Source organism: Phytoactinopolyspora mesophila, from assembly GCF_010122465.1.
Taxonomy (GTDB): domain Bacteria; phylum Actinomycetota; class Actinomycetes; order Jiangellales; family Jiangellaceae; genus Phytoactinopolyspora; species Phytoactinopolyspora mesophila.
The window spans coordinates 133,880-160,306 of the sequence record NZ_WLZY01000004.1; the positions used below are offsets into that span (position 1 = coordinate 133,880).

The 26,427-nt window shown below is 66.3% G+C and carries 28 protein-coding genes and 3 pseudogenes; 12 read left to right on the top strand and 19 right to left on the bottom strand.

The genetic code is table 11. The features are described 5' to 3' along the window. Positions 1-41 precede the first annotated feature (41 nt). Positions 42-278 (bottom strand): hypothetical protein, encoded by a 237-nt coding sequence (locus F7O44_RS12940; protein ID WP_162450677.1) that lies wholly within the window; start codon positions 276-278, stop codon positions 42-44. Positions 279-376: 98 nt separating this feature from the next. Here F7O44_RS12940 and F7O44_RS32320 point away from each other — a divergent pair. Continuing rightward, positions 377-562 (top strand): annotated as a pseudogene (locus F7O44_RS32320) (IS1634 family transposase); the annotation flags it as partial. Between the two features lie 218 nt (positions 563-780). Here F7O44_RS32320 and F7O44_RS12950 read toward each other — a convergent pair. Both F7O44_RS12950 and F7O44_RS12955 read right to left on the bottom strand, forming a co-directional pair. Then, entirely contained in the window at positions 781-1,164 is a 384-nt protein-coding gene (locus F7O44_RS12950; RefSeq protein ID WP_162450678.1) for a RidA family protein, read from the bottom strand. A 26-nt stretch (positions 1,165-1,190) separates the two neighbouring features. Next, a complete protein-coding gene (locus F7O44_RS12955) occupies positions 1,191-1,778 on the bottom strand; it encodes a helix-turn-helix domain-containing protein (RefSeq protein WP_162450679.1) in 588 nt (195 codons plus the stop codon). Positions 1,779-2,033: 255 nt separating this feature from the next. On the opposite strand from F7O44_RS12955, the pseudogene F7O44_RS12960 reads away from it, so the two are divergent. The 5 genes and pseudogenes from F7O44_RS12960 to F7O44_RS12980 form a co-directional block, all read left to right on the top strand. Further along, positions 2,034-2,628, top strand: a pseudogene (locus tag F7O44_RS12960) (IS1634 family transposase); the annotation flags it as partial. A 188-nt stretch (positions 2,629-2,816) separates the two neighbouring features. Beyond that, positions 2,817-3,872 carry a tyrosine-type recombinase/integrase gene (locus F7O44_RS12965; RefSeq protein WP_162450680.1) on the top strand — a complete coding sequence of 352 codons (1,056 nt, stop codon included), beginning with the start codon at positions 2,817-2,819 and terminating at the stop codon, positions 3,870-3,872. 19 nt (positions 3,873-3,891) lie between these two features. Beyond that, positions 3,892-4,206 (top strand): helix-turn-helix domain-containing protein, encoded by a 315-nt coding sequence (locus F7O44_RS12970; protein WP_162450681.1) that lies wholly within the window; start codon positions 3,892-3,894, stop codon positions 4,204-4,206. 315 nt (positions 4,207-4,521) lie between these two features. Next, positions 4,522-5,976 (top strand): site-specific integrase, encoded by a 1,455-nt coding sequence (locus F7O44_RS12975; RefSeq protein ID WP_162450682.1) that lies wholly within the window; start codon positions 4,522-4,524, stop codon positions 5,974-5,976. 76 nt (positions 5,977-6,052) lie between these two features. Beyond that, positions 6,053-6,336 (top strand): annotated as a pseudogene (locus tag F7O44_RS12980) (IS1634 family transposase); the annotation flags it as partial. A gap of 98 nt (positions 6,337-6,434) precedes the next feature. Here the strand turns inward: F7O44_RS12980 and F7O44_RS12985 are convergent. The 3 genes from F7O44_RS12985 to F7O44_RS12995 all read right to left on the bottom strand — a co-directional run bounded on the left by F7O44_RS12985 (position 6,435) and on the right by F7O44_RS12995 (position 9,494). Further along, a complete protein-coding gene (locus tag F7O44_RS12985; protein ID WP_162450683.1) occupies positions 6,435-7,673 on the bottom strand; it encodes a DUF2786 domain-containing protein in 1,239 nt (412 codons plus the stop codon). Positions 7,674-7,849: 176 nt separating this feature from the next. After that, positions 7,850-8,467 (bottom strand): TetR/AcrR family transcriptional regulator, encoded by a 618-nt coding sequence (locus F7O44_RS12990; protein WP_162450684.1) that lies wholly within the window; start codon positions 8,465-8,467, stop codon positions 7,850-7,852. Between the two features lie 73 nt (positions 8,468-8,540). Further along, positions 8,541-9,494: a CAP domain-containing protein gene (locus tag F7O44_RS12995; RefSeq protein ID WP_162450685.1), complete on the bottom strand. Its 954-nt coding sequence runs from the start codon at positions 9,492-9,494 to the stop codon at positions 8,541-8,543. A 202-nt stretch (positions 9,495-9,696) separates the two neighbouring features. Here F7O44_RS12995 and F7O44_RS13000 point away from each other — a divergent pair, with 202 nt between their 5' ends. Together F7O44_RS13000 and F7O44_RS13005 are read left to right on the top strand one after the other, a co-directional pair. After that, on the top strand, positions 9,697-10,149 hold the full coding sequence (locus F7O44_RS13000) for a (deoxy)nucleoside triphosphate pyrophosphohydrolase (RefSeq protein WP_162450686.1): 453 nt from the start codon (positions 9,697-9,699) through the stop codon (positions 10,147-10,149). A 32-nt stretch (positions 10,150-10,181) separates the two neighbouring features. Further along, a complete protein-coding gene (locus F7O44_RS13005; protein WP_162450687.1) occupies positions 10,182-10,844 on the top strand; it encodes a DUF1707 domain-containing protein in 663 nt (220 codons plus the stop codon). A 33-nt stretch (positions 10,845-10,877) separates the two neighbouring features. On the opposite strand, the gene F7O44_RS13010 is transcribed toward F7O44_RS13005, so the two are convergent. The 5 genes from F7O44_RS13010 to purD all read right to left on the bottom strand — a co-directional run bounded on the left by F7O44_RS13010 (position 10,878) and on the right by purD (position 14,779). Further along, positions 10,878-11,345, bottom strand: coding sequence for a DUF3180 domain-containing protein (locus F7O44_RS13010; protein ID WP_162450688.1), 468 nt, complete (start codon positions 11,343-11,345; stop codon positions 10,878-10,880). Between the two features lie 157 nt (positions 11,346-11,502). Then, positions 11,503-12,069 carry a 2-amino-4-hydroxy-6-hydroxymethyldihydropteridine diphosphokinase gene (gene folK, locus F7O44_RS13015; RefSeq protein ID WP_162450689.1) on the bottom strand — a complete coding sequence of 189 codons (567 nt, stop codon included), beginning with the start codon at positions 12,067-12,069 and terminating at the stop codon, positions 11,503-11,505. Further along, the gene (gene folB, locus F7O44_RS13020) at positions 12,066-12,428 is read right to left on the bottom strand and encodes a dihydroneopterin aldolase (RefSeq protein ID WP_162450690.1); all 363 of its coding nucleotides are present in this window, start codon (positions 12,426-12,428) and stop codon (positions 12,066-12,068) included. Before folB ends, folK begins: the two co-directional genes overlap by 4 nt. A gap of 146 nt (positions 12,429-12,574) precedes the next feature. Beyond that, the gene (folP, locus tag F7O44_RS13025) at positions 12,575-13,378 is read right to left on the bottom strand and encodes a dihydropteroate synthase (protein ID WP_162451020.1); all 804 of its coding nucleotides are present in this window, start codon (positions 13,376-13,378) and stop codon (positions 12,575-12,577) included. A 126-nt stretch (positions 13,379-13,504) separates the two neighbouring features. Then, positions 13,505-14,779: a phosphoribosylamine--glycine ligase gene (gene purD / locus F7O44_RS13030; RefSeq protein WP_162450691.1), complete on the bottom strand. Its 1,275-nt coding sequence runs from the start codon at positions 14,777-14,779 to the stop codon at positions 13,505-13,507. A gap of 386 nt (positions 14,780-15,165) precedes the next feature. On the opposite strand from purD, the gene F7O44_RS13035 reads away from it, so the two are divergent. Beyond that, positions 15,166-15,951, top strand: coding sequence for a tyrosine-protein phosphatase (locus tag F7O44_RS13035; RefSeq protein ID WP_162450692.1), 786 nt, complete (start codon positions 15,166-15,168; stop codon positions 15,949-15,951). Between the two features lie 8 nt (positions 15,952-15,959). Here F7O44_RS13035 and F7O44_RS13040 read toward each other — a convergent pair whose 3' ends face one another. Beyond that, the gene (locus tag F7O44_RS13040; RefSeq protein WP_162450693.1) at positions 15,960-16,574 is read right to left on the bottom strand and encodes a nitroreductase family protein; all 615 of its coding nucleotides are present in this window, start codon (positions 16,572-16,574) and stop codon (positions 15,960-15,962) included. 27 nt (positions 16,575-16,601) lie between these two features. Beyond that, positions 16,602-16,871, bottom strand: a complete 270-nt coding sequence (locus F7O44_RS31830) for an HPr family phosphocarrier protein (RefSeq protein ID WP_162450694.1) — start codon at positions 16,869-16,871, stop codon at positions 16,602-16,604. Between the two features lie 215 nt (positions 16,872-17,086). Between F7O44_RS31830 and fbaA the strand changes: the two genes are divergently transcribed. The 3 genes from fbaA to F7O44_RS13060 all read left to right on the top strand — a co-directional run bounded on the left by fbaA (position 17,087) and on the right by F7O44_RS13060 (position 20,049). After that, the gene (gene fbaA, locus F7O44_RS13050; protein ID WP_162450695.1) at positions 17,087-18,109 is read left to right on the top strand and encodes a class II fructose-bisphosphate aldolase; all 1,023 of its coding nucleotides are present in this window, start codon (positions 17,087-17,089) and stop codon (positions 18,107-18,109) included. Continuing rightward, positions 18,106-18,519 carry a DUF3151 family protein gene (locus tag F7O44_RS13055; protein ID WP_162451021.1) on the top strand — a complete coding sequence of 138 codons (414 nt, stop codon included), beginning with the start codon at positions 18,106-18,108 and terminating at the stop codon, positions 18,517-18,519. The genes fbaA and F7O44_RS13055 overlap by 4 nt, the downstream gene beginning before the upstream one ends. Positions 18,520-18,762: 243 nt before the next feature. After that, complete coding sequence (locus F7O44_RS13060; protein WP_162450696.1) at positions 18,763-20,049, top strand: adenylosuccinate synthase; 1,287 nt, start codon at positions 18,763-18,765, stop codon at positions 20,047-20,049. Between the two features lie 23 nt (positions 20,050-20,072). On the opposite strand, the gene F7O44_RS13065 is transcribed toward F7O44_RS13060, so the two are convergent. The 6 genes from F7O44_RS13065 to F7O44_RS13090 all read right to left on the bottom strand — a co-directional run bounded on the left by F7O44_RS13065 (position 20,073) and on the right by F7O44_RS13090 (position 26,373). Then, a complete protein-coding gene (locus F7O44_RS13065) occupies positions 20,073-21,068 on the bottom strand; it encodes a LacI family DNA-binding transcriptional regulator (protein WP_162450697.1) in 996 nt (331 codons plus the stop codon). Continuing rightward, positions 21,065-22,474 (bottom strand): GH1 family beta-glucosidase, encoded by a 1,410-nt coding sequence (locus tag F7O44_RS13070; RefSeq protein WP_222851322.1) that lies wholly within the window; start codon positions 22,472-22,474, stop codon positions 21,065-21,067. The genes F7O44_RS13065 and F7O44_RS13070 overlap by 4 nt, the downstream gene beginning before the upstream one ends. Further along, positions 22,471-23,379, bottom strand: coding sequence for a carbohydrate ABC transporter permease (locus F7O44_RS13075; RefSeq protein WP_162450698.1), 909 nt, complete (start codon positions 23,377-23,379; stop codon positions 22,471-22,473). The genes F7O44_RS13070 and F7O44_RS13075 overlap by 4 nt, the downstream gene beginning before the upstream one ends. Further along, the gene (locus F7O44_RS13080) at positions 23,376-24,299 is read right to left on the bottom strand and encodes an ABC transporter permease subunit (RefSeq protein WP_162450699.1); all 924 of its coding nucleotides are present in this window, start codon (positions 24,297-24,299) and stop codon (positions 23,376-23,378) included. Before F7O44_RS13080 ends, F7O44_RS13075 begins: the two co-directional genes overlap by 4 nt. Positions 24,300-24,309: 10 nt before the next feature. After that, entirely contained in the window at positions 24,310-25,602 is a 1,293-nt protein-coding gene (locus F7O44_RS13085) for an ABC transporter substrate-binding protein (RefSeq protein ID WP_162450700.1), read from the bottom strand. 180 nt (positions 25,603-25,782) lie between these two features. Beyond that, the gene (locus F7O44_RS13090; protein WP_162450701.1) at positions 25,783-26,373 is read right to left on the bottom strand and encodes a GNAT family N-acetyltransferase; all 591 of its coding nucleotides are present in this window, start codon (positions 26,371-26,373) and stop codon (positions 25,783-25,785) included. Positions 26,374-26,427: the final 54 nt, after the last annotated feature.

Consider the following 26,427-nt stretch of genomic DNA (forward strand, 5'->3'; position numbering starts at 1 on the left):
GCTGGCCGTCCGGTGCCAGTGGCTCGACGTTGGGAGTGGGCTCAGGCGGGTTCCACCGATGTTCGCTGCGTGCTGAGGTTCGCATGTTCCGCCGCGGCGCGACCGGCCCCGTACCCGTCGGCATTTCCCGCCGAGAAAGACCGCTTGACGATCCGGCCGCTGAACAGTTCGCCGAAGAGGTCGGTTACCGCTTGCTCGCGGCGGGCGAACACCGGAACTAGCTGCGCGCCGGTAGCCGCGACGTTCTCCTCGGTGACCTCTCGCCTGACTTGGCTCATGTTCGCGGTTCCTGGCTAGGTGCAGGCTGTTGACCTGTGCCTTCGTTGTGTTGGTGTCGTGGATTTGCGCACTAGGTTGATCTATTTAGGCCGTGTTGGTGGCGTATGTGCGCACCGTGAAGACGGCCTCGGGATCCACGGCGGTGCAGATCGTGCACTCCTCACGCCGTGGGTCGCGGGATATCGAGCACATCGGCTCGGCCCACGACGACGCGCAGCTCGAGCTGCTCAAGGCGGCGGCGCGACAGCGCTTGGCCGCAGGCCAGGGCGAGCTCGATCTGGGGCCTAGGCACCGGCGCCGAGGTCGGTGGGCTCACCGCCGCCGACCGCTACCCGACGACTTCCGCGACGCACTCGCGCAAATCCACCGTCGATCAGGTGCGCACTAATTTGAGCCAACTCGGTCTGCCGCTATTCGACGGTCCAGGGGTCGCTACCAGCGATAAGCGCCGCGAGATCACCGCTGCCCTAGGCTCCACAGTATGGTCGAGCTGATCGCTCATTAGGTTATGGCGGCGATGGCTTCGATCTCTAGCAGCCATTCCTCCGCGTAGATGTCGGTGATGATGATGGTTAACGCTGGCCGGTGGCTGCCCAGGACTTCCGCTCTGATCTTCCCGTTGGCTTCTCGGTACTTGCGGTCGGAGAGGTAGATCGTGACCTTCACTAGATGCTGGACACCCATGTCGGCCTCGGCCAGCACGGCAAGCAAGTTGTGCCAGGTCATTCGGCATTGCGACTCGAAGTCGGGCGGCACGTGGCCGTCGGCATCTCCCCACGGGACCTGCCCGCTGACGAACACGACGCGGCTCGCGTTTTCGATCAGCGTCCCATGCGTGTAGCTACCGCTGGCCGGAGGCAATACTGCCGGGTCGAGGTTCTTCATCCGGGCTCCTTCGTCCTTCTTGATGGTCACTTCGCCTGGCCCGGCTGATGCGACGACGAACCTGCGACGTGCATTGCGGTGTAGTAGATGCACTCGAGATTGCCAGGGTTGCTGAACGCGTGGCGGCAGTCACCGGCGTAATACAGCGAGTCGCCAGTCGACAGTCGGTGCTCGACGCCGTCTAGCGTCACTACGAGTTCGCCGCATTCAACGGCCACGTATTCGCGAGATCCTGGCCCGTGAGGTGCGAACTCACCCACATCAACGCCCGCCGGGATGGTTGTCCGAATGAACTCGAACTCAACTCCTGTAAGGTTGGGAGACAAAATTCGCCGCTCCCATCCGGTGGGGTGGGTGATGGCCGGCTGGTGATCCCGCTGAAGCGGGATGATCCTGTCGGGCTGATCCTCGCCCAGAAGCTTCGATACCGTAGTTCCCAGCGCAGATGCCAACCGAGCGAGGACAAGTACGGTCGGAATGCGCGCCTCGCGCTCCACATCAGAGATCATGCTCCGGCTCACTCCACTGGCTTCCGCCAGTGCAGCCAGACTCAGTCCTTGTCCTGTACGGAATTCCCGTACTCGTGTTCCAAGGCCCTCCAGTGGTTCGTTCATTCATCCACTATAGCGGACGAAGGTCTGGCATAGTAGACGATTCTGTTGGTTGGCCTGTTTGCCAGCGGTGCCGCCCGGCCCTCCCAGGCCTGTGTAGCCGGTTGCCGCACCTGCCTGGGTGATCGGCGCGCCTGGTGATGTGCTCATCGTCGAGACTCCCGGCGGTGGCGGCTACGGCACACCGTCCGCCTGACGCGCCACTCCCGGTGATCGAGAGGGCGTTGTGGTCGTTATCCGCTGAATCCGTGGGTGAAACTTGACTTGAACGCGTTCGAGGGCAACACGGCGGAGACCACGACCATGCTGCCAGCAATTCAGGCGTTCATGGCCGCCCACGATCTGCCCGATGTGACGATCGTGGCCGACGCCGGGATGATCTCGGATGCGAACAAGAAGGCGATCGAGGCCGCCGGACTCTCGTTCATCCTCGGCATGAAGATCCCCGACGTGCCATACGTGATCGACAAGTGGTGCCTGGACCACGTCGACAAGGAAACCGGCCAGGTCAAAGAGATCCCGGACGGGCACATCTTCACCCAACCCTGGCCGGCCGGACCGACCGACAAGCGCCGCGACCAGATGATCTTCTATCAGTACCGAGCCGATCGAGCCCGCAGGACTCTGCGTGGGATCGATCAGCAGGTCGCCAAGGCCGAGAATGCCGTGGCTGGCAACGTCCCGGTGAAGCGGAACCGGTTCATCCAACTGAGCGGCGGCACCAAGAAGGTCAATCGCACGCTGGAGGCCAAGGCCCGCGCCCTGGCCTCCGATCAAGGGCTACACGACAAACCTGCAGGGTGTGAGCGCCGAGTTCGTCATCAGCGCGTACCACCGGCTGTTGCGGATCGAGTATCAACTCTTCCTGAAGTTCGCCGCATCCTGTGTTTCCGCAGGAGGGTCGTTGTTGCTGGTGGCTGCGTTGGCGACACGCTCGCTCGGCACCTGATTGAAATCCTCGACATTGATCGGGATTGCTGAACACTGATCGGGAAAGCAGGTTCTTGTGCGGGAAGTCTGAACTCCGGGAGGTGGCCGGGGATGGCGTCGCTGGCGGTGGTACGCGACATCCATTCGCCGCGGTTGTTGGACGCTGCGGATGCGGCGGCGGCGTTTCAGGAGGATCTGTTCGCGGAGTTCGTGCTGGCGCGCTCGGCGCATGGTGCGGCGGATGCGACGGTGCGCGCGGAGTTGGCGGCGGTGACGGAGTTTCTGGACTGGGCAGGCTGTTACGCGTGGGAGGTCCAGCCCGGGCACGGTGACCGGTTCCTGGCCGAGGCGCAGCGAGAACGGGCGGCCAAGACCCGGCAGATGAAGGCGGGACGGATCGCGACGTTCTATCGGTTCTTGGAGGTGCGCTACCAGGGCGAGATCCACCGCCTCACGGGTCGGGTGGTGACCTCGCCGATTGATGAGGTCAACCGGCCGAGAAGTACCGGTCCGTGCACGGTGCGGGTACCACCGTCGCCGGTCGAGTTGAGCGGGTTCTTCACCCGCTGGCGTGAGGCGTTGGCCGAGGCCCGCAAGTGGCGAACCGCCACCCGCAACTACGCGATGGCCCGGCTCGCCGCGGAGGTGGGGTTGCGGGCAAACGAATTGTGCGAGTTGGCTCTGGACGATCTGCATTTCGACCACGGCCCGCTGGGCAAGATCCACGTCCGGATGGGCAAAGGGTCGCGCGGATCAGGTCCACGGGAGCGGCTGGTGCCGATGCTAGGCATCGCCCGCACGCTGTTGACATGGTGGGTCGAAGACGTGCGCGGGGAATTCAGCGACGACTTCGAACGACCCCGCGCCGCGCTGTTCCCCTTCGAACGGGGCGGACGAGCTGACAAGGAAGCGTTCCGGGTGGCGGTCAGAGACGCCGCGGCTGAGCATCTGCGTGGACCGGTGCGCACGCTCACCCCGCATGTGTTGCGTCACGCCTGCGCGTCCAGGCTGTATGCCGACGGGCTGAGCCTGCTCGCCCTGCAACAGGCCCTCGGGCACCGATGGCTAACCACGACGGTTTCGTACGTCCACGTCGCCAGCGAAGCGATCGAGGCGGAGTACGCCCGAGCGGCCGAACGGGCCGCGGCCCGATTGACAGCCCGCTGAACAGGGAGGACACGAACTGATGCGATGGAACTTGCGGATGGTCGCCGCGCAGCGGGGTGTGTGGAAGGCCAGCGACTTGCGTCGAGCGCTGGCTGAGGCCGGACTCGAGCTGTCGGCCGGCAAGATGTCGCACCTGTGGTCGCAAACCCCGATCTCGATCCGTCTGGACGATCTGGACGTGATCTGCTCGGTGCTGGAGTGCGACCCCGCTGACCTGCTGATCCCCGAAGCCCAGGTCGCCGAGCCCGCTGGGCCGGCGGTGGACGCCGCCTCGGACGCGCCCACGGTTCGTCCCCGGCGGGGCAACAGAGGGCGTTCGGTGCCGCCGGTATGAATCGCCGCCCCCGGCTGATCACCTGCCCCGAATGTGGCCGGCACGTCCCGATCCACGCCCAGGGCCGTTGCGCAGGGTGCTATCAGCGGGCTCGCCGTCACTACGCGGTCTGCGACGTCTGCGGCGAGTACCGGCAAACCTACGGGCGCACCTGCCTGCGCTGCCAGAGCCGTCGTCGCGCGACCGGCGGGTGCTGCGCCAACTGCGGACGCAAGGTCGCACGGCTATGGACCGGGCGGTGCTCGTTCTGCGCCCACACCCCCTGGCAGGTCGGCAGCTGCGTCGACTGCTTCGCCTGGGCGGCCAGCATCGTCGATGAGCGTTGCCGCGCCTGCCGACAATTCATCGGCCGAAACGCCCAAGGGCACGTGTCGTTCCTGCCACCGGTCGCTGGCAGTCAACCGCGACGAACGCTGCCGGCTCTGCGCCACGGCCCGCCGAAACGCGCACCTGGACGGCGACCCCGACTGGGAAACCGAACCCGGCCAACGCCGGGGCATTCAATTGTTCCTCGGCGACAGCTTCTCAGCACCACCGCGCGCCGCACGGTTACGCCCAGCACCACCCGATCCCGAGGCCGCCGCGGTCCCGGCAGCCGGACAGCAGATGGAGCTGTTCAGCCTCCGCCCCGCTCCCGATCGCGCCGACGGCGCAGCCCGCACCTGGGCATCCTCACCCGCCGGTGCTGAGCTACTCGCAGCGGTGACCACCTTCGACCGGACACGGGGCTGGCCCGCCGCCACGACCCGCGGCGTTCAACGCGCCATCGCCCTGGTCGCGGTCACCAGCTCCCACTTCGACCCCAGCCCGGCGGTGCTGGCCGAGCTGCGGCGCCGCTACCTCCCGCTGCGGCGGCTGCGCGAGTTCCTCGCCGCCGCCGAACTCGGTCCCTTCCCACGCCAGATGCACCCCACCAGCCTCGTCAAGCACACCCTCGGCGAGCTGCCCGCCCCGATGGTCAAAGAACTGACCGCCTGGATCACCGCCCTGACCGGCGATGACAGCACGCACCGCCGAACCCGTCCTCACACGAGCTCCACCATCGACTCCTACCTTCGGGCCGTACGAGCGGCCGTGCAACAGTGGGCGCGGCACTATCCATCGCTGCGGCAGGTCACCGACGACGACGTCGACACCCACCTCGAGCCGCTCCGCGGATCGCGACGCACTCACACCGCAGTGGCGCTGCGGTCGCTGTTCGGCACACTCAAAGCCCACAAAATGATCTTCGCCGACCCCGCTCGCCACACCCGACCCGGCAACTATCCGCGCCGACCCGTCCTCGGCCTGGATGACGCCACCCGCACCGGCCTGCTGCCCAGCCTCGACCGCGCTGACCACCGCCTCGTGGTGCTGCTGGCCGCAGTCCACGCCCTGTCCCGCGCCGACATCGCCAAGCTCCGCCTCGACGACGTCGATCTACACGCTCACACCATCGTCATGCACGGCCACACCCGGCCACTAGACACCCTCACCCACGACCACCTCGTCGCCTGGCTGCACGAACGACGCCAGCGCTGGCCGAACACGGCTAACCCGCACCTGCTGATCACCACACAGTCGGCGCTCGGCCTCACATCAGTCTCGACCGCCTACTTCCAAGGGCTCCCCATACCGGTCGCCGATCTCCGAGCCGACCGGCTCCTCGGCCAAGCCCGCGACACCAGCGGCGACGTCCTCGCGCTCATGCACCTATTCGGCCTCAGCAGCCGCGGCGCCGCTCGATACTGCACCGAACTCGAACCCGACGTTCCGACGAACTTCCGTTAACCATCGTCCCGGACCCGCGCTCCCACCCCAAGTTCGCAGATAACGACCCTTCAGTAATCCGGAACTTCCGGCATTCAAGTCCTTCCGGATATCCAAGCACGACCTGCAGGCCAGACCGATCTACCACCACAACGCGACTCGATCGCCGCGCACCTGACCCTCGTGTTCGCCGCCCTCGCCATCTCCCGGTGGATCGAGGAGCGCACCGGCTGGTCAATCAAGAAGTTCGTCCGCACCACACGCCGCTACCGCACCATCCAGATCCAGGCCGGCAACCAAACCATCACCGCCGCCGACCCGCTACCCGACAACCTCCGCGACGCACTCGCGCAAATCCACCGTCGATCAGGTGCGCACTAATTTGCGCCAACTCGGGACCGGGTGGCCGCACTGAGCTGAAGCTGGCCGTCCGGTGCCGGTGCCGGTGCCGGTGCGGGCGGCTCGACGTGGGAGTGGGCTCAGGTGGGTTCCACCGATGTTCGCTGCGTGCTGAGGTTCGCATGTTCCGCCGCGGCGCGACCGGCCCCGTACCCGTCGGCATTTCCCGCCGAGAAAGACCGCTTGACGATCCGGCCGCTGAACAGTTCGCCGAAGAGGTCGGTTACCGCTTGCTCGCGGCGGGCGAACACCGGAACTAGCTGCGCGCCGGTAGCCGCGACGTTCTCCTCGGTGACCTCTCGCAGCCGCTCACCGATACGAGTGGCGTAGGCGATGAGGAACGAGTGCCGGAACGACCTCGTCCTGGACCGGCCTGTGCTGGTCACCTGCCGTCCTGTGCCCAGCATGGCGCGGGTGGCCTGAACCATGAGCGATGTGCTGAGCAGTTCTACGGCTTCCAGATCGGCGGTGTCGCCCAGTACGGTCACGAAGCCGAGCTTCTCGTAGCTGACCGTGCGGCAGTGGTTGGCCGAGGCTACCTCCGCGACCAGTAGCGATTTGGCGCCCACGTAGGGGGGCTCCAGCCAGATCCGGCTGGCAGTCGCTTCGGAGTTTTGGTGCGGGGCCTCTGCCATGGCCCGCTGGATCGAATGCCTGGCCATGAGTTCTTGGGCCTTGGCTGACAACGCCTCTGCTTCGTCGCTGAACGTGGTGGACTCCGCCTTGGCGAGAAGCGCGCGGATCTTGCCGAGCATCCTTTCGTCGATGCCGGATCTGTTTTGCTCTGCCGAGCCGGCGGCTACCCGTCCCGGTGGCGGGATGATGACCGGTAGGTTGCCCATGCTCATGAACAGGGCGACCAGCTCGACCATGGTGTTCACCATCACCCCGCGGTCGAGGCCGTGACGATCGGCCCACTGACTCGGGTGCGGCTGTTGCGGATCCCACCACTGAGCCGCCTCGAGTTCGTCGAGCTGCTCACGCCACCGGGGATGGATCGCGGCTGCCGAATACTGTGCGGCGTTGTCGGCGATGGTGTCGACGGCGAGGTTCGCCGCGAGGTCTGAGCGGTTCCGGCGGGCCATCTGGTAGACGTCCACCGGGAGCCAGCCGCGTGCCCAGAGCTGAGCCACCCAGGACCGGAGCACCCGCGTGATGGCGGCGTCAACGATTCGGGGCTGCTGTCCCAGCGAGCCGTTGAGCAGTGAGTCGGTGACGCGGCTGACCGCTGCGGTGTTGTGGCGGACTCGAAAGGCCGCCGCCGTCTCCAGCGCGTCGGCCGCGGCTCTGACGGATTCGGTATGGGGGCGTTCAGTCATGGACGGGGTTCTCCCAGAGTGGTTGTCACTGAGACAGGGGTCTGAGAGGTCTTGGACCATATGCGGACCGCGATCTCTGGGGCCATCTTGCCGAGCGCCGCCGACATTGAGCAGTGCCGAACGCACGATTGTGGATAACCGGGCCGCTCCGGGACGCCGTTCCTGTGGACAACGGGTCAGTTCGGATCCGGCTCTGGATCGGCTGCCAGACTCAATCCGTTCTTCAGCCGGGCGAATGTACGGTCGATCACCTCGTCGAGCGATTCGCGGTAGCCGGTGTCGTGCCAGTACGACAATGCGCGGACGAAAGCGGCCACGACCGCCGCGGTGACTACTTGGACCTCGAGGTCGGCCGACTCCCACCGGGTGTGCCGGGCAAGGATGTCGCGCAGCGCGACCTCCATCTCATCGGTCTGCCGGAGCATCTCGGCCCGGACGGCAGGCTCTTCCATCGTGTATCTCATGCGGCGCCGGATGACCTCCTGCTCCTCGCGTATCAGGTCGCGCAGGGACGAGGAGAGTGCGTTCTGGAGCGCGGTCATCACGTCTTGGTCGACCAGTTCACGTTCGAAGGCCTCGAACAGCATGGGGTCGTACTCGTCGTACAGGACGAGCTGTTCCTTGGTGCCGAAATACCGGTAAACCGAACTGGGGGAAACGTCCGCCTCGGCCGCGATGCGTTCGATGGTGACCTGCTGGTAACCCTGTGCATCGAACAGATCGAGAGCTGTCCGCTGAATATGGCGCATGGCCTCGAGCTTCTTTCGCTCGCGTCGACCCGGGACGTGTTTCATCGCGAGTGATAGTACAGCCGAGCCGTGGGGTGCGGACATCTTCCGGGCCCGCGGCGCGCGTGCCCGCGGATCTTTACGGCTTGCCGAGCACTTGAGTCCACCGGGTGTCGAGCAGGCCGCCGTGTGTGCCGACTCCGATGACGGTGAAATCGCAGTCGACGATCTTGGCCCGGGACTCCGAGTGTCGCGTCCAGCCTTTCACCACGGTCCGTCCACCGAGAATCCCGCGCGCGATGTTCTCCTCGACGGGTCCGTTGAAGCCGGCCTGGCGTGCCCGATCGGTGGGGTCGTGGCCGTCCGGATTCGTGTGTGAGTGGAACCGTTGCTTGCGCATGTCGGCACTGTGTGCCCGGGCGGCCTCGGTGAGGTGGGATTCGGGCCGCAAGTCCGGGCATCCCGCGTCGCGGCGGACCCGGTTGGTGGCATCGACGACGACCTGTTCGGCGCGGGTCAGCACCGGTGGCTCGGCCGTGGGCGTAGCCGTCGGACTCGACGATGGTGTGCGGGTTGGTGGTGGCGTGGGTGTGTACGGGTCGGTGGCCGTCGGGGTAGGCGACGGCGTGTGCGTGGGTGACGGCGTCGTTGTCGGAGTGGGCGACGGCGTGGCCGTGGGTGACGGCGTAGGTGTCGCGGTCTGACGCGGCGTCCGGTCAGGATCAGAGGGAGGCCGCCGAGGACCATCGCCGGTGCCGGAACCGGTGTCCGAACCTCCAGCCGGGTAGTCCGCGATCTCGTCCACCGATCCGTCCCGCTCGGCCGACCGGGAGGACGAGTCCTCAAGGCTGCGTTCGGCGGAGCCGGCGTCACTCCACGGTTGTGATGCCGGCGAACCGGGTGTGGACTCGGCCGAGGCCGCATCGGACTCGGCATCTCGACGGTCCGTCGCGCCGGGATCGTCGTCGCCCATCGTGACCATGGCGTCGCCGGACCCGGATTCACGACCTGCCTCGACGGTGCCTGACTCTCCAGACGGCTCGTACTCGCGCAGCGCTACATATGAGCTCACTACGATGGCGAGCGGCAACACCACCGCGGCTGTAAAACGTATACGTACTAAGAGCTGAGAGTTCCTACGATGGCGTGGATGCCGACTTTGCACTTTCCCCTACCCTTTCCGCGGTTTCCCGTGGACCCAAGTACGGGACGATACTGCACACAGCGCCCGGGAGCATATGGGCCGAGTGTCCCATTCTCGGTAACTAGACGCCCTATCTATGGTGATGATCGACATGTCATCTAAACATGCGACATATGTAGTTGCGGCGGCTATCGTGGACGATCTGGCTCACCCAGGGCGGCTGCTGGCCGCCCGCAGAACGTCGCCGCCCGCGTTGGCCGGGCAGTGGGAGTTTCCCGGCGGGAAGGTCGAGCCGGGAGAATCCGCGGTACAAGCACTACACCGCGAACTGAAGGAAGAGCTGGGCGTCCGTGTCCGGCTCGGGGGCGAGGTCCGAGGGCCTTCCGGCGACAGCTGGCCGCTCACTGGGTCGTTGAGGATGCGACTGTGGTGGGCGGTTGTGGTCGGTGGCACGCCCAGGGCGCTGCAGGACCACGACGAGGTCCGTTGGCTCGAACCGGGACGGTGGGAGGATCTGCCGTGGGTGCCGGCCGATATCCCGATCGTGCGGAGTCTGAACAGGTCCGCCACCTCCGCGCGCCCGAGTCCACCGATGGGTGGATGAGAGCAGGGCATCAGGGCATTACGCTGAGTGTCGTGTCGACACCACAAGAGCCGGCGGCTGAACACAACAAGCCTGCGATCCGTGCATCCGATCACGAACGACAGGCCGTGGTCGACCTGTTGTCCGAGCACACCACCACCGGCCGGCTCACGCTGGCCGAGCTGGAAGAACGCGTCGAAGCGGCGTATTCGGCCACCACTCGGGACGAGCTGGTGAAGCTGACCGCCGATCTTCCGGCGCCGAGCGCCACTCGCGCCCCCGAGGCCGCCCAGCCTCGCGTCTCGGGATCATCACGGAAAGTCACCAAGTGGATCTTCGGCATGATGGGCGGCAGCTCGAAGCGTGGCCGCTGGCGGGTGGCCGAGCGGGTGAGAGTCGTCGCCATCATGGGCGGTCATGACATCGATCTACGGGCGGCCGAGCTCGAGAGCGATGAGACCACCCTCGTCGTCATCAGCATCATGGGCGGTTCGGAGATATATGTGCCGGACACCGTCGAGGTCGACGTGGGCGGGTTCAGCCTGATGGGCGGCAGTGATGAGCGCGGGAGCGCCCGGCCACCCCGTCCGGGCGCGCCGCGCATCCGGGTACGCGTATTCGACCTCATGGGCGGCTCCACGGTCTGGAAGCTGCCGGACGAGGCCCGGGATGTCTCCTTGAAGGAAGCCCGGAAGATGGCGAAGAGACTCGGCTGAAGCTGACTACCCGGTGTCCACGGGCCGTTTCGCCTAACGGCGTGGTTCCTCGGCCTGGTCGTCGGGAGGTACCAGGCAGGCCCGCTCGAGGATCACGGCCGCAGCCGTGACCAGGACTGCCGCGCCCACCATCAGGCCGGCTCGCAGCAGCGCGTCGCGGCCCATCGGGCTCGCGAGATGGTCGGTCGCCAGCACCGACAACCCCACATAGCCGCCCACCAGGGCAGCGCCGAAGAACTCTGTGGCCTTGGCCAGTGCGAGGATTCGTGCCACCCGCAATGGGCCGAGATAACGGTCGTGGCGGCGTTCCTCGATCCATCCTCGTACGGCGCGTGCGCCGGCGAACATCATGCCCGCGAGGATCAGGACGAAGATCAGCAGCACGATCGGGACCAGCGGTAGCGCATCCGTCCGGTCGAGGACGAGCCGGCTGAGCGACCAGCCGATCGGCGCCGCGATGATCGCTACCCATCCGAGGGTGCTGATCTTTGTCTTCTGCATCACAGGTGGCGCGCCTGGCGCGTGGACGGCGACGGGATCATCTCACGTGCCCGTTACCCGAAACGGAGCTGCCGAAGCACGGTAGCCGAACCCGCGCGGCACTACGGACGTGGTGGTCCGTGGGGCCACGCGGGCTCTCCGTCGCCATCTGCGGCGCTCAGGCCGGCAACTCGAGCGCATCGTCGGTTCGCCGCACACCTGTCGCATCGACGGCCGAGTTCAGGTCGACAACCCGGCCCAGACCCGGCACGTCGAAGTCAGGGTCGACGTCCGCCCATGGCATCAGCACGAACGCACGCTCGGCCAGGCGAGGATGCGGCACCTTGAGGTCTTCGTCGTCCGCGGTGACATCACCCACGGCGAGGACGTCGACGTCCAGTGTCCGCGACCCGTCCGGCTCGTCTCTGGTGCGTCCGTAGGCGGTCTCGGTCGCCATCGCACGTTCGAGCATCGAACGAGCTGACAACGTGGTGTCGACCACCAGGACGGCGTTGAGAAAGCTGGGCTGCCCGGGCGGCCCACCGACCGGTTCTGTTTCGTAGACCGGAGAGACCGCCACCGGAACGATCTCCGGTGAATCGGTGAGCGCATCGACAGCGCCTTGGAGGAAGTCGAGCCGTTCGCCAAGATTGCTGCCGAGCGCGAAGGCCGCGCGACGCAGCGGGCGTAAGTCGCCCGTCAGCGTGTCGGCGTCGACCACGTTGGGATTGGGAACATTGCTCACGTGCGGGCCCTTCGAATAGTCACGGTCACGTCACCGACCGGCACCGTGGTGGGTGCTTCCGGTTTATGCACGGTTACTTCGACATCTTCCACCCGGTGATCTTCCAGGCAGACGTCGGCGATCCGCTGGGCAAGGGTTTCGACCAGCTTGACCGGCTCGCCTTCGACGACGTCGACGACGCGTTCGGCAAGGATGCCGTAGTCGACCGTATCGGACAATTCGTCGCTGGTCGCCGCCGGGCGAGTATCGACACTCAGCGCGATGTCCACCACGAACTGCTGGCCGTGCTCTTGCTCATGCGGAAACCAGCCATGGCGGCCCTGCGCGGCGATGGCGCGCAGCTCGATACGGTCAGGCACGAGACGACCCTAGCCGTAGGTGAGGGGGCGGCGCTGCCCCTGGGTGAGTGGATTCGGCCACTTCCGGCCTTGCCCAGTGTCGACGCGGCCTGATTTCGCATGGTCGTGTACGCGAATGACCGCCCCGTCACCTGGTCCGGAGCCGTTCAGTGTGCTTCGGCGCCGAGGCGGGCGGCCACCAGTACGGCGTCCATGTTCGCGGGCACCTCGTGTACCCGAATGCACCACGCCCCGTCGAGGGCGATGGTGGTGGTCAGAGCGGCGGTGGCGGCGTCGCGCTGGGCAGGTGCGCGGCGGGCGCCGGTGTGTGGATCCGCGAGGAGCTCGCCCAGGAACGTCTTCCGCGAGGCCGCGACGAGCACGGGAAAGCCAGCGGCGACGATCTCGGGCATCCGGGCCAGGATCGACCAATTGTGCTCCCACGTCTTGGCGAAACCCAGTCCGGGATCGATCACGACGCGACCGGGGTCCACGCCGGCGGCGACGGCTGCGTCGATGCGGGGCCGGAGTTCCGCTATGAGTTCGGTGACGACGTCGTCGTAGTCGGCATGCTCCTGCATATGGCTGGCGTGGCCACGCCAGTGCATCAGGACGACGGGGGCCCGGGCGTCGGCCACCACCCGCAGCAGGTCTCGATCGGCGAGCCCGCCGGACACGTCGTTGACCATATGTGCCCCGGCCACGAGTGCCTGATGGGCCACTTCGGCCCGCATGGTGTCCACCGACACAGTGACGCCGGCAGCCGCGAGCTCGCGCACGACCGGCACCACCCGGCGGAGCTCTTCCTCTGCCGGCGGGCGTTCAGCGCCGGGGCGGGTCGACTCGCCACCGACGTCGACGATGTCGGCGCCCTGCGCGGCGAGGCGCAGGCCGTGGTTGATCGCGCCTTCGGCATCGAACCACAGCCCGCCGTCGGAGAACGAGTCCGGAGTGACGTTGACCACGCCCATGATGAGGCACCGCGACGGCTGTGGTAGGCCGGTTACGTGGGCGGCTGGTCGGCCGGGCCGGTGCGTGATGGTCACAGCTCCAGGCTACGCGTCAGCTGTCCAACTGACGTGATACCCGCGACCACGTCATTCAGCTGGCGCCGGGACGCGGATCTCACCGCGGGCCGCCGCGAGGGCGATGTCCGTGCGGTGGTGGCTACCCTCGAGCTCGATCCTGGCCATACCCGCATAGGCATGTTGCCTGGCGGCGTCCAGGTTCTCCCCGGTGGCCGTGACGGACAGCACCCGGCCACCACTGGAGACGATCTGCCCTGACGAATCGGTCCGGGTGCCCGCGTGCAGCACGTCGGTCTGCGGGAGGGCGGCGGCCTCGTCCAACCCATGCACCGGGTCGCCCTTCCGAGGCGCTTGCGGATAGCCGTGCGCGGCGAGGACGACGCTGACGGCTGCACCGCTGTCCCACCGTGGGCCCGGGTGCTCCGCCAGCGTGCCGGTGGCGGCCGCGAGCAGGAGCCCACCGAGTCCGGAGCGGAGAAGGGCGAACACCGGCTGGATGTCCGGGTCCCCGAAACGGGCGTTGAACTCGACGACGCGGATACCTCGCGACGTGACTGCCAGTCCGGTGTACAGAGCACCCACAAAAGGAGTGCCGCGGTTGCGCATCTCGTCGACAGTTGGGACGACCACCCGCGCGAGCACGTCGTCGACGAAATCGTCGGCGACCCATGGCAACGGCGAGTACGCACCCATCCCACCGGTGTTGGGTCCGGCATCGCCGTCGTAGGCCCGCTTGAAATCCTGCGCCGGCGGCAGCGGCACCACCGTGTGCCCGTCGGTGACGCAGAAGAGCGACACCTCCGGCCCGTCCAGGAACTCCTCGATCACGACCTTTTCGCATGCCTGCGCGTGCGCCAGCGCGGCTGCGCGGTCGTTGGTGACCACAACCCCCTTGCCCGCCGCGAGGCCGTCGTCCTTCACGACGTACGGAGCGCCGAAGCGATCCAGCGCGGCCTCGGCCTCGGCCGGTGTCTCGCACACGACGGCCATGGCTGTGGGAACGCCGGCTGCGGCCATAATGCTCTTCGCGAAGGCCTTCGAACCTTCGAGCCGTGCGGCCAGCGCCGAAGGGCCGAAACAGGGGATCTCGCGAGCGCGGACCGCGTCGGCGACGCCGTTGACCAACGGTGCCTCTGGCCCGACGATCACCAGCTCGGCGCCGAGGCGGACGGCCAGATCTGCCACGGCTGCGCCGCTCAGGATGTCTACGTGGTGGACCGTCGCCTCTGCCGCCATGCCGGGGTTGCCCGGGGCGGCGTGGATCTCGGAGACGTCTGGATCGTGGTGAAGGCGACGGACAATCGCGTGTTCGCGGCCGCCGGAACCTATGACAAGGGCTCTCACACGCCAGGAGCCTAGCGCTCCGGGGCGTAGGCGAGCGTGGGGGGAAGGGCCGCGAAGTGTTCCGCGGGCCTCGCTTCTGTGCGGGAAAAGCGTCGCACAGAAGCTCGTAAAGCGCCCGCGGAACACTTCCCGCCCCTTCCCGCTTGGTCCGCCCTGTGCTGCGCGGCTCCTGGCGTGAGGTGGCGAAGCAATCGGTGATCGTGAGCGGATTTTGGTCGTCAACGGGTCCGGTATGCGGGATTTGTCGCCTAGATTCACGACCAAAATCCGCTCACGATCACCGGTGGTCGAGTGCGGGAAGGGCCGGGGTGAAGGGCCTTGGGAGGCAGCGGGGGCGTGCCGTTCATGTGGGTTTATGTCACAGGAGACCGGTATGATCGTGGAGCGTGACAGGTGATGGAAGATGGATCGATCTGGTCGGCGCGGTCAATGTTCGTGATCTCGGCGGCTTGCCCACACACGACGGCAAAACCACGAAATTCGGGCAGGTGCTCCGCGCGGACAACCTGCAAGATCTGACCGAGGCGGATATCGCCCATCTGCTCGACGGCCTCCGGCTGACCGACGTTGTGGACCTCCGCAGCGGTGCCGAGATCGAGCTCGAGGGGCCCGGTCCGCTCACCGCCCGGCGGGACGTGACCATCCATCACATGCCCATGCTCGCCGAGCCCGAGCCGGAAACCGGCGTCGATGGCGAGGCAGTCTTGCCTTGGGCGCAGCGTGACGGCGAAGAAGAGCGTCCGTGGCTGCCGCCGGGTGAGTTCTACCTCAGCACGCTCAAGCAGCGGCCGGGCACGGTCCTCAGCGCGTTGCGTGTAGTGGCGTCGAGCCCGGGTGCTGCCCTGGCCCACTGCGCCGCGGGTAAGGACCGTACGGGCATCCTCGTCGCCTTGACGCTCACCGCGGTGGGGGTGCCGGACGAGGCCATCGTCGAGGACTATGCCCTGTCCAACTCTCGTATCGAGAAGATCATCGACCGTCTCAAGAAGACGCCCACATACGCCGAAGACCTTGACAGCCGGCCGATGAGCAGCCATTTCGCTCTACCCGAGACCATGCGCGACTTCCTCGATCTGGCTCATGAACACTTCGGCGGGCTCGGTGAGTGGCTGACCAGCCACGGCTGGACGGCAGACGACACCGAGGTCCTGCGCCGCCGGCTGGTCGCCTGAGAGTGATCTCAACTCCGGGTCGCGGCCTGCCATTGGCCATGATGGACGACGTCCTCCAGGCCGCGCCTGCCGCGTTTCAGTGAGGGGGAACGTCGGTCTGGCGCTCGCCATCCGATGGTGATCGCACCGATGGGCGCGTATTCCCCGGGTATGCCGAATTCCGCGCGAAAACTCGGAATCCGCTCCGGCGGGATACCGAAGAAACACGCACCCAGGCCCTCGTCCACGACCGTCAGCAACATCAGCAGGCTGGCCATGCCGGTGTCGATGTCCCAGTACGGCGCCGGCCATCGAGACTCATCCAGGTCGGTCCAGCCTTTGTCCGGTGCGGCATAGCGCTCGAGATACGCCTGCTTGTTCGACATCGGGACGATGATCACCGGGGCTCGCCGCATGCCCTCCGACCAGGGATCGGTTCCGCCGCCCGGTGCCGTCGTGGCGGACCAGAAACGGGTGACGTCGGCAGTGGCATCGAGCCGCAAGAAAGCCCAGCCCTGGCTGAAACCCGCACTGGGGGCGTGCAGCGCGTTGGTCAGGACCCGATCGATGATGGCGGGGTCGACCGGGCGGTCCGCATAGTTGCGGACCATGCGCCGCCGCCGGACGACGTCAGCGAATTCCACGCGTTGCTCCTGATGGTTCTCGCGTGGCTATTCGGCGTCGAGATCACGTTCGAGCAGTGCGACCAGTGCGTCGAGCGCCTCGTCCGCGCGGTCTCCGTCGGCGGACAGGATGACTTGATCACCCTGTTCGACACCGAGCGTCATGATCGACAGGATGCTCGACGCGTCGACGGGTTCGCCGTCGGGCTTGCGGATGGTGACCTTGACCGGCTGCTCTGCCGCGGCCTTGACGAATACGGCCGCGGGCCGGGCGTGCAAACCAGACTGGCTGGCAACGGCGGTAGTGCGCTCTGGCACGGCTCTCCCCCAACATCGTGATGGTGTCCCTCCAGAGGGTAGCGCGTGCGCGTGATTGAAGCCCGTTCGTCCCCCGTCACTGACAAGGTGGTTGCCCACCTCGCGTATGAAGGCCGTGACGGTGGATACTGGCTGTGAGACTTCTCGCCTCCCGAAGCCGCGGGGTGAGAGCGGACCGGTGTCCGTCGCAGTCGTCCACATCGAATGGAGCACCTATGCCGATTGCCACCCCTGATACCTATGCGGAGATGATCGCACGCGCCAAGGCTGGCCGGTTCGCGTATCCCGCTATCAACGTCTCGTCCACGCAGACGCTGAACGCCGCTCTGCGCGGGTTCGCCGATGCCGAGAGCGACGGCATCATCCAGGTCTCGACGGGCGGTGCCGAGTATCTGTCCGGGCCGACGGTCAAGGACCGGGTGCGTGGCGCCGTGGCCTTCGCCGCGTTCGCGCACGAGGCGGCCAAGAGCTATGACGTCCAGATCGCCCTGCACACGGACCACGCACCCGTCGATGCCGTCGAGAACTGGGTCAAGCCGTTGCTGGCCGCGTCCACCGAGCGGGTCAAGAGTGGTGGTGACCCCCTCTTCGGCTCGCACATGTGGGATGGCTCGGCCGTGCCGCTCGAGGAGAACCTCAAGCTCGCCGAAGAGTTGCTGGCGCTGTCCGCTGAAGCCAAGACACTTCTCGAGATCGAGGTCGGTGTGGTCGGCGGCGAGGAAGACGGCGTCGCGCACGAGATCAACGACAAGCTCTACACCACCGTCGAGGACGGCCTGGCTACCGCCGCTGCCCTGGGCACAGGTGAGAAGGGCACCTACCTGACCGCGCTGACGTTCGGCAACGTTCACGGCGTCTACAAGCCGGGCAATGTCAAGCTGCGCCCGGAGATCCTGCGCGACATCCAGCAGGCTGTCGGTGAGAAGTACGGCAAGGAGAAGCCGTTCAACCTGGTGTTCCACGGCGGCTCGGGATCCACCGCCGAGGAAGTCGCCGCGGCTGTCGACTACGGCGTGGTGAAGATGAACATCGACACTGACACGCAGTACGCGTTCACCCGCCCGGTCGTGGAGCACATGTTCAAGAACTATGACGGTGTGCTCAAGATCGACGGCGAGGTCGGCAACAAGAAGGCCTACGACCCCCGTGCGTGGGGCAAGGCCGCCGAGGCCGGCATGGCGGAGCGTATTGTCGAGGCCTGCCAGTGGCTGCGTTCCGCAGGTCAGAGGATGCGTTGATGACCGGCGAGAACCTCTTCGCGGGCCCTCCGGAGACACATTTGCCGGATGATCCAGCGGCCCGGGAGGCGCTCGAGGCGGGCATCGACCCCGCGACGGTAGCGGCGTCGCACCCGTCCTATCCGATGGCGTGGGCGCTGCTCGCTGATCGCGCCTTCGAGGCCGGAGACGCGGTGTCCTCGTATGCGTTTGCCCGTACCGGTTACCACCGCGGCCTCGATCAGCTTCGGCGAGCGGGCTGGAAGGGCCATGGACCCGTTCCCTGGGAACACGGCCCGAACCAGGGCTTCCTTCGGGCGCTGCATGCGCTCGGCAGGGCCGCGGAGTCGATCGGCGAGGCCGACGAGGCGGAGCGGTGTGCGCAGTTTCTCCGAGATTCGAGTCCGGCCGCGGTAGAGGCGTTGTCTTAGTCTGAGCCGCCGGTAGCGGGGGCTCGGCGTCACGATGGATGGCACCAAGCCCCCCACCGTCAGCGGAGAACGGCGGAATCGCCCCCTGCTGCGATTCCGACTCTCCACCTGGCACACATCATGCCGAATTCTGTGGCCGGGCGCATGAAATCCGTCGGTTCCGGCGGCCGCGGGTCTTCTTCCGGCAGGTCTTCCGGTAACCTCCTGTCGGCCATGTTTTTGTGAGAAGGGGGAGCACCCCGTATGCCCGCGATAGTGCTCGTCGGCGCCCAATGGGGTGACGAAGGCAAGGGGAAGGCGACCGATCTGCTTGGCGGGTCGGTCGACTACGTCGTCAAGTTCAACGGCGGCAACAACGCCGGCCACACGGTGGTGATCGGGAACGAGACGTATGCGTTGCACCTGTTGCCGTCTGGCATCCTCTCGCCAGGTGTGGTGCCCGTCATCGGCAACGGCGTCGTGGTCGATCTCGGTGTCCTGTTCGACGAGATCGACGCGCTCGAGGCTCGTGGGGTGGACACCTCGGCGCTCATTGTCAGCGCCAACGCCCACCTGCTTCCGCCGTACAACCGCACGCTCGACAAGGTGGTCGAGCGATTCCTCGGCAGCCGCCGCATCGGCACCACTGGTCGCGGGGTGGGCCCCACCTACGCGGACAAGATGTCCCGCGTCGGGCTGCGGGTCCAGGACCTCTTCGACGAGAAGATCCTCCGGCAGAAGGTCGAGGGCGCGCTTGTCCAGAAGAACCAACTGCTGGTCAAGGTTTTCAACCGGCGAGCCGTCACGGTCGACGAGATCGTCGACGAGCTGCTGAGCTATGCTGATCGGCTGCGGCCTATGGTGCGGGATACCAGCCTGCTGCTGGCCAAGGCGCTCGACAACGGTGACAACGTCGTTCTCGAAGGCGGGCAGGCCACCCTGCTCGACGTAGACCACGGCACCTATCCGTTCGTCACGTCGTCCAATCCCACCTCCGGCGGAGCATGCACGGGTGCGGGCATCCCGCCGACGCGTATCGACAGTGTCATCACTGTGATGAAGGCTTACACGACCCGGGTCGGCGAAGGTCCGTTCCCCACCGAACTCACCAACGAAGACGGCGTCCGGCTGCGCAAGGAAGGCGGCGAGTTCGGTGTCACCACCGGCCGGCCCCGGCGATGTGGCTGGCTGGACACCGTGATCGGCCGCTACGCGGTCCGGATCAACGGGACCACGGACTTCGTGCTGACCAAACTCGACGTGCTCAGCGGATGGGATCAGATCCCGGTGTGTGTGGCCTACGACGTCGATGGTGTCCGGCACGACGAGATGCCCATGACCCAGACGGATTTTCACCACGCCACCCCCATCTACGAGTATTTCGACGGTTGGGACGGCGACATCTCCGGTGCCCGGAAGATGTCCGACCTGCCGAGCGCCGCACGCCGTTATGTCGAGGCTGTCGAGGAGATGTGCGGCGCCCCTATCTCGGCGGTGGGCGTAGGCCCGGGTCGCGAGTCCATCATCGCCGTGCGAGACCTGATCCGGTAGGCACCAGTGTTCATGATCATCGGTTAGGTGCTGTGCCGGATGACCAGTTCAGTCGGTAACACGACGGCCTCGACCGGCTCCCCGCCGAGCAGCCGCAGCAGAAGGCGGGCCAACGTGTGGCCGATCTCCTCGATCGGCTGGCGCACGGTGGTCAGCGGGGGGTCCGTGTAACGGGCCAGCTCGATATCGTCGAACCCCACGACGGCCACATCAGCCGGTACCCGCCGACCGGCCTCGCGCAAGGCCCGCAAAGCGCCATGTGCCATCAGGTCGGAGGCGACGAAGACGGCGTCGAGCCGCGGATCGTCGGCGAGCAGCTGACGCATCGCGGCCTCGCCGGACTCCCGGGTGAAGTCGCCCACCGCGACGATGGACCGGCGGTCCGACGCGCCCAGTACCTGCCGGTAGGCATCGAGGCGGGCGATTCCGGCGACCATGTCCTGCGGTCCGGCGATGGTCGCGATCCGTCGCCGTCCGCTGGAGAGCAGATGCTCGATGGCCGCGACCACGCCGGCTTCGTGGTCGACGTCGACATAGGGCACCGTAGAGCGGCTCAGCGGCCGGCCACTGCAGACGACCGGGACACCGTGGCTGGCCAGCATCTCCGGCAGGGGGTCGGCACCGTGCATTGAGGCGAACAGGACACCGTCCACATGGCCGCCGGTGGCATACCGTTTGGCGCGCTCGTGGGCGGCTGCCGAGCCCAGGAGCATCAGGACGAGCTGTTTGTCCGCCGCCTCGAGTTCCTGGCTCACGCCCCGGATGACGCCGGGAAAGAACTGGTCGTCGGAGAAGACGCGGGTGGTGGTCTCAGGTAGTAACAATGCGATCGAATCGGTGCGCTGGGTGACGAGGCTGCGGGCCGCCAGGTTCGGCACGTAGCCGAGCTCGGCGACGGCCCGGTGGACCGCTTCCCGGATTGACTCGGCAACCGTCGTGGATCCGTTGACCACCCGGGAGACGGTAGCCCGGGACACGCCGGCGCGTGAGGCGACCTGCTCGAGTGTGGGGCGGCTCATGGCGTGGCCGGCAGGCCGTGCCGAGCGATGACCTGTTGATACCAGCGGGCGCTGTCTTTCGGCACCCGGGCCTGGGTCGGGTAGTCCACGTAGACGATGCCGAACCGTTTGCGGTACCCCTCGGCCCACTCGAAGTTGTCGAGGAATGACCACACAAGATATCCGCGCACGTCGGCGCCGCCGGAGATCGCTGCGTGCACCGCCCGCAGGTGCCCGTCGAGGTATCGGATGCGGTCGGCGTCCGCGACCCGGCCGGTGGCGACGTCGAGGTGGTCGTCGAAGGCAGCGCCGTTCTCGGTGATCCAGATCGGCACCGTTGGATAGTCAGCCGCCAGCCGGGTCAGGAGTGTGGTGAGGCTGGCGGGTTCTATCGGCCAGCCCATCGAGGTGACCGGCCCTGGCACGGGCGGGAACGCCACGCCTTCGCTGCCGGGATAGGCACCGGCGGCGGGGCTGTCTCCACGGGCAGCGACGACGGTGGGTGCGTAGTAGTTGATGCCGAGCAGGTCGATGGGTGTGGCGATGACGCCGGCGTCAGTATCACGCAGCCAGTCCGCGGTGCCGAAACGCCGGGCAACCTCCAGAACGTCGGCGGGATACTCACGCCCGAACAGCGGGTCGAGGAAGACGCGGTTGTGCAGCCCGTCGATCAGCTGTGTCGCTGCTGTGTCGGCCGCCGACGCCGGATCGGCCGGGCGCACCACGGCTGGATTGAGCGTGATGCCCACGCGGTTCGCACCGCCTGCGCGCAGCGCTTCGGTCGCCAGGCCGTGACCGAGCATCAGGTGGTATGCCGCGGCGAACGACGCGGCCGGATCCTGACGCCCGGGAGCGTGCACCCCAGCGGCGTAACCGAGGAAGGCGGCGCACCATGGCTCGTTCAGCGTGATCCAGGTGCTGATCCGATCGCCGAGGCGGGCGTGTACCGCGGCGGCATACTCGGCGAAGCGATACGCGGTGTCGCGTGTTGCCCATCCACCGGCGTCTTCGAGGCTTTGCGGGAGATCCCAGTGATAGAGAGTGGCAACGGGGTCGATGTCGCGGTCGATCAGGGTGTCGGTGAGGCGGTCGTAGAAGTCGAGGCCGGCGGGGTTCACCGGGCCGATGCCGTCGGGTCGGATCCGGGGCCAGGAGATCGAGAACCGGTACACACCAAGGCCCAGGCCGGCCATGGTCGCCACGTCCTGTTCATAGCGGTGGTAGTGGTCACAGGCGACGTCGCCGGTGTCTCCGGCATGGACCTTGCCAGGGGTATGGCTGAACGTGTCCCAGATGGACCGGCCGCGGCCGTCCTCCGCTGCGGCGCCTTCGATCTGGTAGGCGGCGGTAGCCGCGCCCCAGACGAACCCCGGGGGGAACGAGACCGCAGCTTCTGGGGCGGCCTGTTCCATAGCCTGTGTACTCATCCTTTGACCGCTCCTTGCATGATGCCACCGATGATCTGTTTTCCGAGCACGACGAAGACCACCAGCAGCGGCAGTGTGGCCAGCAAAGTCCCCGTTAATACTAAAGAGAAGTCCGTGACGTAGCCGCTGCGCAGGTTCGACAGCGCCACCTGCACGGTGTAGTTGTCCGGCGACGACAACACGATCAACGGCCAGAAGTAATCGTTCCACGCCGTGAGGAAGGTCAACATGCCCAGGACCGCCGCTGCCGGCCGGGCGATGGGCAGTACGACGTGCCAGAACAGCCGGTGGGTGGCGGCGCCGTCGATCCGCCCGGCCTCCAGCAGTTCGGTGGGCAGCGCTTCGCGCAGGTACTGCGTCATGAAGAAGACGCCGAAGGCGTTCACCAGGGCGGGCATGATCACGGCTTGCAGCGAGTCGGTCCAGCCGAACTGATTCATCAGCAGGTACAGGGGGACGATCCCGAGTTGTGTCGGCACCATCATGGTCGCGACGACGACAACGAGCAGTGCCGTGCGGCCTTTGAAGCGGAGTTTGGCGAAGGCGAATCCGGCCAGCGTGGAGAACAGCACGACGGAAGCGGTGATGGTCCCGGCGACGATCACCGAGTTCACCATGGCTGCGCCGAAGGGCACGGTGTCGAACACCCGCCGGACGTTGTCCACCAGGTTGGCGCCTGGAAGCAGGGGCGGCGGAATCCGGCCGAGGGCGGAGTTGTCCTGTGATGCGACGACGAAGCTGAAGTAGAGCGGGAAGGCGGAGAAGAACATCACCGCCAGGAGCGTCAGATATGTGAGCCGGCCGGGCCGCAGCCGATGTGACAGGGTGCGGACGGGGCGGTGTGATCGTCGGCCGATCCGCGGGGCGGGGCCGGCTTCACCACCTTTGACGAGCTGCATAGTCATGAGCTGCTCCTGATCCGGCGCACCAACAGGTAGTTCAGCACGGCGATGACGACGATGATCACGAACATCACCCATGCCGTCGCTGAGGCGTACCCGAATTGGAAGCCGCGGTTGAAGCCGTGTTCGTACAGATAAAGCGTGAGCGTCTGGAACTGGCGCGACGATCCGCCGGTGACCGTGTCATAGCCGCCACCGGCGAACAGCTGTGGCTCGGCGAAGACTTGAAGGCCATAGATGGTGGAGACGATCACGGTGAAGATGACAGTCGGACGGATCATCGGGATGGTGATGCTGCGCAGCTGACGGATCGACGACGCGCCGTCGAGCGTCGCCGATTCGTACATGTCGCGCGGGATCGCCTGCATCGCCGCCAGATAGATCAGCGCGTTGTATCCGGTCCACTTCCAGATGATCATCACGGCGATCGCGATGTGCGACGACGCGACCCCGGCCTGCCAGTCGATCCGGCCGGCCCCGAGTGACTCGAGTACCCAGTTGATGACCCCGAAGTCACGGCCGAACAACTGGCTGAAGATCACGGCGACGGCGACGACGGAGGCGACGTTCGGCAGCAACATGCCCATCTGAAAGAACGTGCGTCCACGCAGGCGCATCGTGAGTAGATGCGCCATCAGCAAAGCCAGGAGGAGTTGCGGCACGGTCCCGAGAACGAGGATGGAAACGGTGTTGCGTAGTGCGTTCCAGAAGTACGGATCCCCCAGGAGACGCTGGTAGTTGTCCAGCCCCGCGAAGGTGTGTTCGTCGGAGAGCAGGCTCCAGTCGTGCAGCGACACCCAAGCGGTGTAGCCAAGCGGAAACAAGCCGAACGCGGCGAACAGCACGAAGAACGGGGCGATGTACAGGTAGGGCGAGGCTTTGACGTCCCACCTGTACAGCCGGCTTCGGGTGGAGGAGTTCACGATTGCCGAACTAGGCCAGCGACTCGAGGTCGGACAGCACCTGTGTCCACGCCTCGTCCGGTGTCTGGGCGCCTTCCTCGATCCGTCCCAGCCCTTGGCCGATGATCGTCAGCACATCGCCCTGCAGCGGACCCTGATACTGCGGCTGGACCAGCTGCGCCGCCTCGGTGAAGATCTGTCCGATCGGGGCGTCGTTGAAGTACTCCTTGCTGAACTGGGTCAGTTCCTCGTCGTCGTACAGCTCCGGAGTGGATGGGAAGTTGCCCGTCTCCTGGAAGACCTTGAGTTGCTGCTCCGGTGCGGTCAGCCATTCGATCAGGTCGTAGGCAGCCTCGGGGTTCTCCCCCTGTGCTGGCAGGACGAGGTGGGCGCCACCCATGTTTCCGGCTCCACCGGGCACGGAGGCGACGTCCCACAGCCCTTCGGCATCGGGTGCGCTGCCTTCGATGTACGCGGTCATCCATGCCGGGCAGATGATGGTGGCGAAGGTGCCTTGACCGAATGCGGCGGTCCATTCTGGTGTCCAAGCGGTGAGCTGGTTGGACATACCTGCCTCGATGGCCTCCACCGCGAGATCCCAGGCGTGTTTGACGTGGTCGCTTGTCGCCACGATCAGGTTGTCGTCCGAGTCGTAGACGCCGACGGGCGCCTGCTCGATCATGGCGCGGAACATGTTGCCGGAGCTCTCGAAGAAGTACTTGCCATCAGCCGCGGCCATGAATTCTTGTCCGGTCGCGACATAGTCTTCCCAGGTTGGCCATAGCTGAGAGACTTCGTCGCGGTCCGTGGGGAGGCCGGCTTCGTTGAACAGATCTGTCCGATAGCACATGGCCATGCCTCCGACGTCGGTACCTAGACCGATGAGGGCCGAGTCGTCGCGGGCCAGCGCTTGCTGCCATTTCCAATCCAGCCAACGGTCCTCGAGTTGGTCCGCGCCCAGATCGAGCAAGTTGTGGAAGCGGTCCGGGGTAGCAGTGAACTGGCTGATGAAGCCGACCTCTACCGCTTCGATGTCGGCCGTGCCCGAGCCTGTGGCCAGGCGTTGGGTCAAGTTGGTGTGGTGGTCGCTGAACTCGGCGATGCGTTCCTCGATGGTGATGCCGGGGTGTGCCGCCTCGTACTCGGCGTAGAGCGGTTCGAAGCCGAAATCGCCGAACAGGCCAATGGTCAGGGTGATCGCCTCGCCGTCAGATCCGGCGTTCGAGGCGGCGTCGGGCTCATCGCTGGAGCTGCAGGCGGTGAGGCAGAAAAGTCCGGCCGCAAGCCCGGCGGCAAGGAATCGGCGGGTGTGGATGGCGCGCATCTCGTCCTCCCTGGAGGTTGTTGAGCGATCTGAAGAGAGCGCTCTCACACGAGAGTGTTTCGCTATGTGATGTATGTCAATAGTGCACGTCACCTACGTTACCTATGTGTGACTCTTGTGGAGAGCGCTCTCTGACCTCGCTGCCGTGCTGCGCCCGGCGTGCTGGCGACGATTGCTGAATCAGGCGAGGGTGGAGCGAGCCATCGTGAGGCCCGTGGGAGACTCGTGGAGCACGTGGAAGCCGAGGTGCCGGTAGAAGCCGATCGCGTTGGTGTTGGTGGCGCCGACGCCGAGGTGGACGCCGGGCGAGCCGGCCGCGTGCAAGGCGTCCAGCAGTCGCTTCATGAGTACCCGGCCCATCCCCTGGCCCTGGGTGCGGGGTAGCAGGTCGATGTGCAGGTGTGACGGATACTCGGCGGCGACGTCGGCCGCCGCCGTATGCGGATGGTGGATCAGATGGACGAACCGCGATTCGGTGGCCTCTGCGGAAAACGAGCCGAGCGGATACCTGCTGCGCAAATTGGGCCACCATCGCGATTCACAGACCTTCTCGAAGGCCCGGGTGTCCTTGGCGCCCAGCACGTAACCGGCGACGCCGTCGTCGTCCTCGACGACGAATGCCACGTCTGCTTCGAACTCGATATACGGCCCCACGTAGATTTCGCCGAGGATGCGCCGGTCGGTGAACGCGTCTTCGCCACCGGGCCCGGTCTTCAGGCAGATCTCATAAAGAGCGTCGTCATCACCGGGTTGGTACGGGCGCACGTTCATGTCACCTGAAACTATCGGCCGGGTTGTCTTCCGCGCAAAGTCCGATGACGCGGC

What these genes read in the sequence shown, in the direction of transcription:
- F7O44_RS12985 (WP_162450683.1), bottom strand. Translation starts at nt 7,673, where the DNA reads ATGACTGAACGCCCCCATACCGAATCCGTCAGAGCCGCGGCCGACGCG.
- F7O44_RS13000 (WP_162450686.1), top strand. Translation starts at nt 9,697, where the DNA reads ATGTCATCTAAACATGCGACATATGTAGTTGCGGCGGCTATCGTGGAC.
- F7O44_RS12990 (WP_162450684.1), bottom strand. Translation starts at nt 8,467, where the DNA reads ATGAAACACGTCCCGGGTCGACGCGAGCGAAAGAAGCTCGAGGCCATG.
- F7O44_RS12955 (WP_162450679.1), bottom strand. Translation starts at nt 1,778, where the DNA reads ATGAACGAACCACTGGAGGGCCTTGGAACACGAGTACGGGAATTCCGT.
- F7O44_RS12940 (WP_162450677.1), bottom strand. Translation starts at nt 278, where the DNA reads ATGAGCCAAGTCAGGCGAGAGGTCACCGAGGAGAACGTCGCGGCTACC.
- F7O44_RS12950 (WP_162450678.1), bottom strand. Translation starts at nt 1,164, where the DNA reads ATGAAGAACCTCGACCCGGCAGTATTGCCTCCGGCCAGCGGTAGCTAC.
- F7O44_RS12965 (WP_162450680.1), top strand. Translation starts at nt 2,817, where the DNA reads ATGGCGTCGCTGGCGGTGGTACGCGACATCCATTCGCCGCGGTTGTTG.
- F7O44_RS13085 (WP_162450700.1), bottom strand. Translation starts at nt 25,602, where the DNA reads ATGCGCGCCATCCACACCCGCCGATTCCTTGCCGCCGGGCTTGCGGCC.
- folP (WP_162451020.1), bottom strand. Translation starts at nt 13,378, where the DNA reads ATGGGCGTGGTCAACGTCACTCCGGACTCGTTCTCCGACGGCGGGCTG.
- F7O44_RS13090 (WP_162450701.1), bottom strand. Translation starts at nt 26,373, where the DNA reads ATGAACGTGCGCCCGTACCAACCCGGTGATGACGACGCTCTTTATGAG.
- F7O44_RS13060 (WP_162450696.1), top strand. Translation starts at nt 18,763, where the DNA reads ATGCCCGCGATAGTGCTCGTCGGCGCCCAATGGGGTGACGAAGGCAAG.
- F7O44_RS13065 (WP_162450697.1), bottom strand. Translation starts at nt 21,068, where the DNA reads ATGAGCCGCCCCACACTCGAGCAGGTCGCCTCACGCGCCGGCGTGTCC.
- fbaA (WP_162450695.1), top strand. Translation starts at nt 17,087, where the DNA reads ATGCCGATTGCCACCCCTGATACCTATGCGGAGATGATCGCACGCGCC.
- F7O44_RS12970 (WP_162450681.1), top strand. Translation starts at nt 3,892, where the DNA reads ATGCGATGGAACTTGCGGATGGTCGCCGCGCAGCGGGGTGTGTGGAAG.
- F7O44_RS13010 (WP_162450688.1), bottom strand. Translation starts at nt 11,345, where the DNA reads ATGCAGAAGACAAAGATCAGCACCCTCGGATGGGTAGCGATCATCGCG.
- F7O44_RS12975 (WP_162450682.1), top strand. Translation starts at nt 4,522, where the DNA reads ATGAGCGTTGCCGCGCCTGCCGACAATTCATCGGCCGAAACGCCCAAG.
- F7O44_RS13070 (WP_222851322.1), bottom strand. Translation starts at nt 22,474, where the DNA reads ATGAGTACACAGGCTATGGAACAGGCCGCCCCAGAAGCTGCGGTCTCG.
- F7O44_RS13075 (WP_162450698.1), bottom strand. Translation starts at nt 23,379, where the DNA reads ATGACTATGCAGCTCGTCAAAGGTGGTGAAGCCGGCCCCGCCCCGCGG.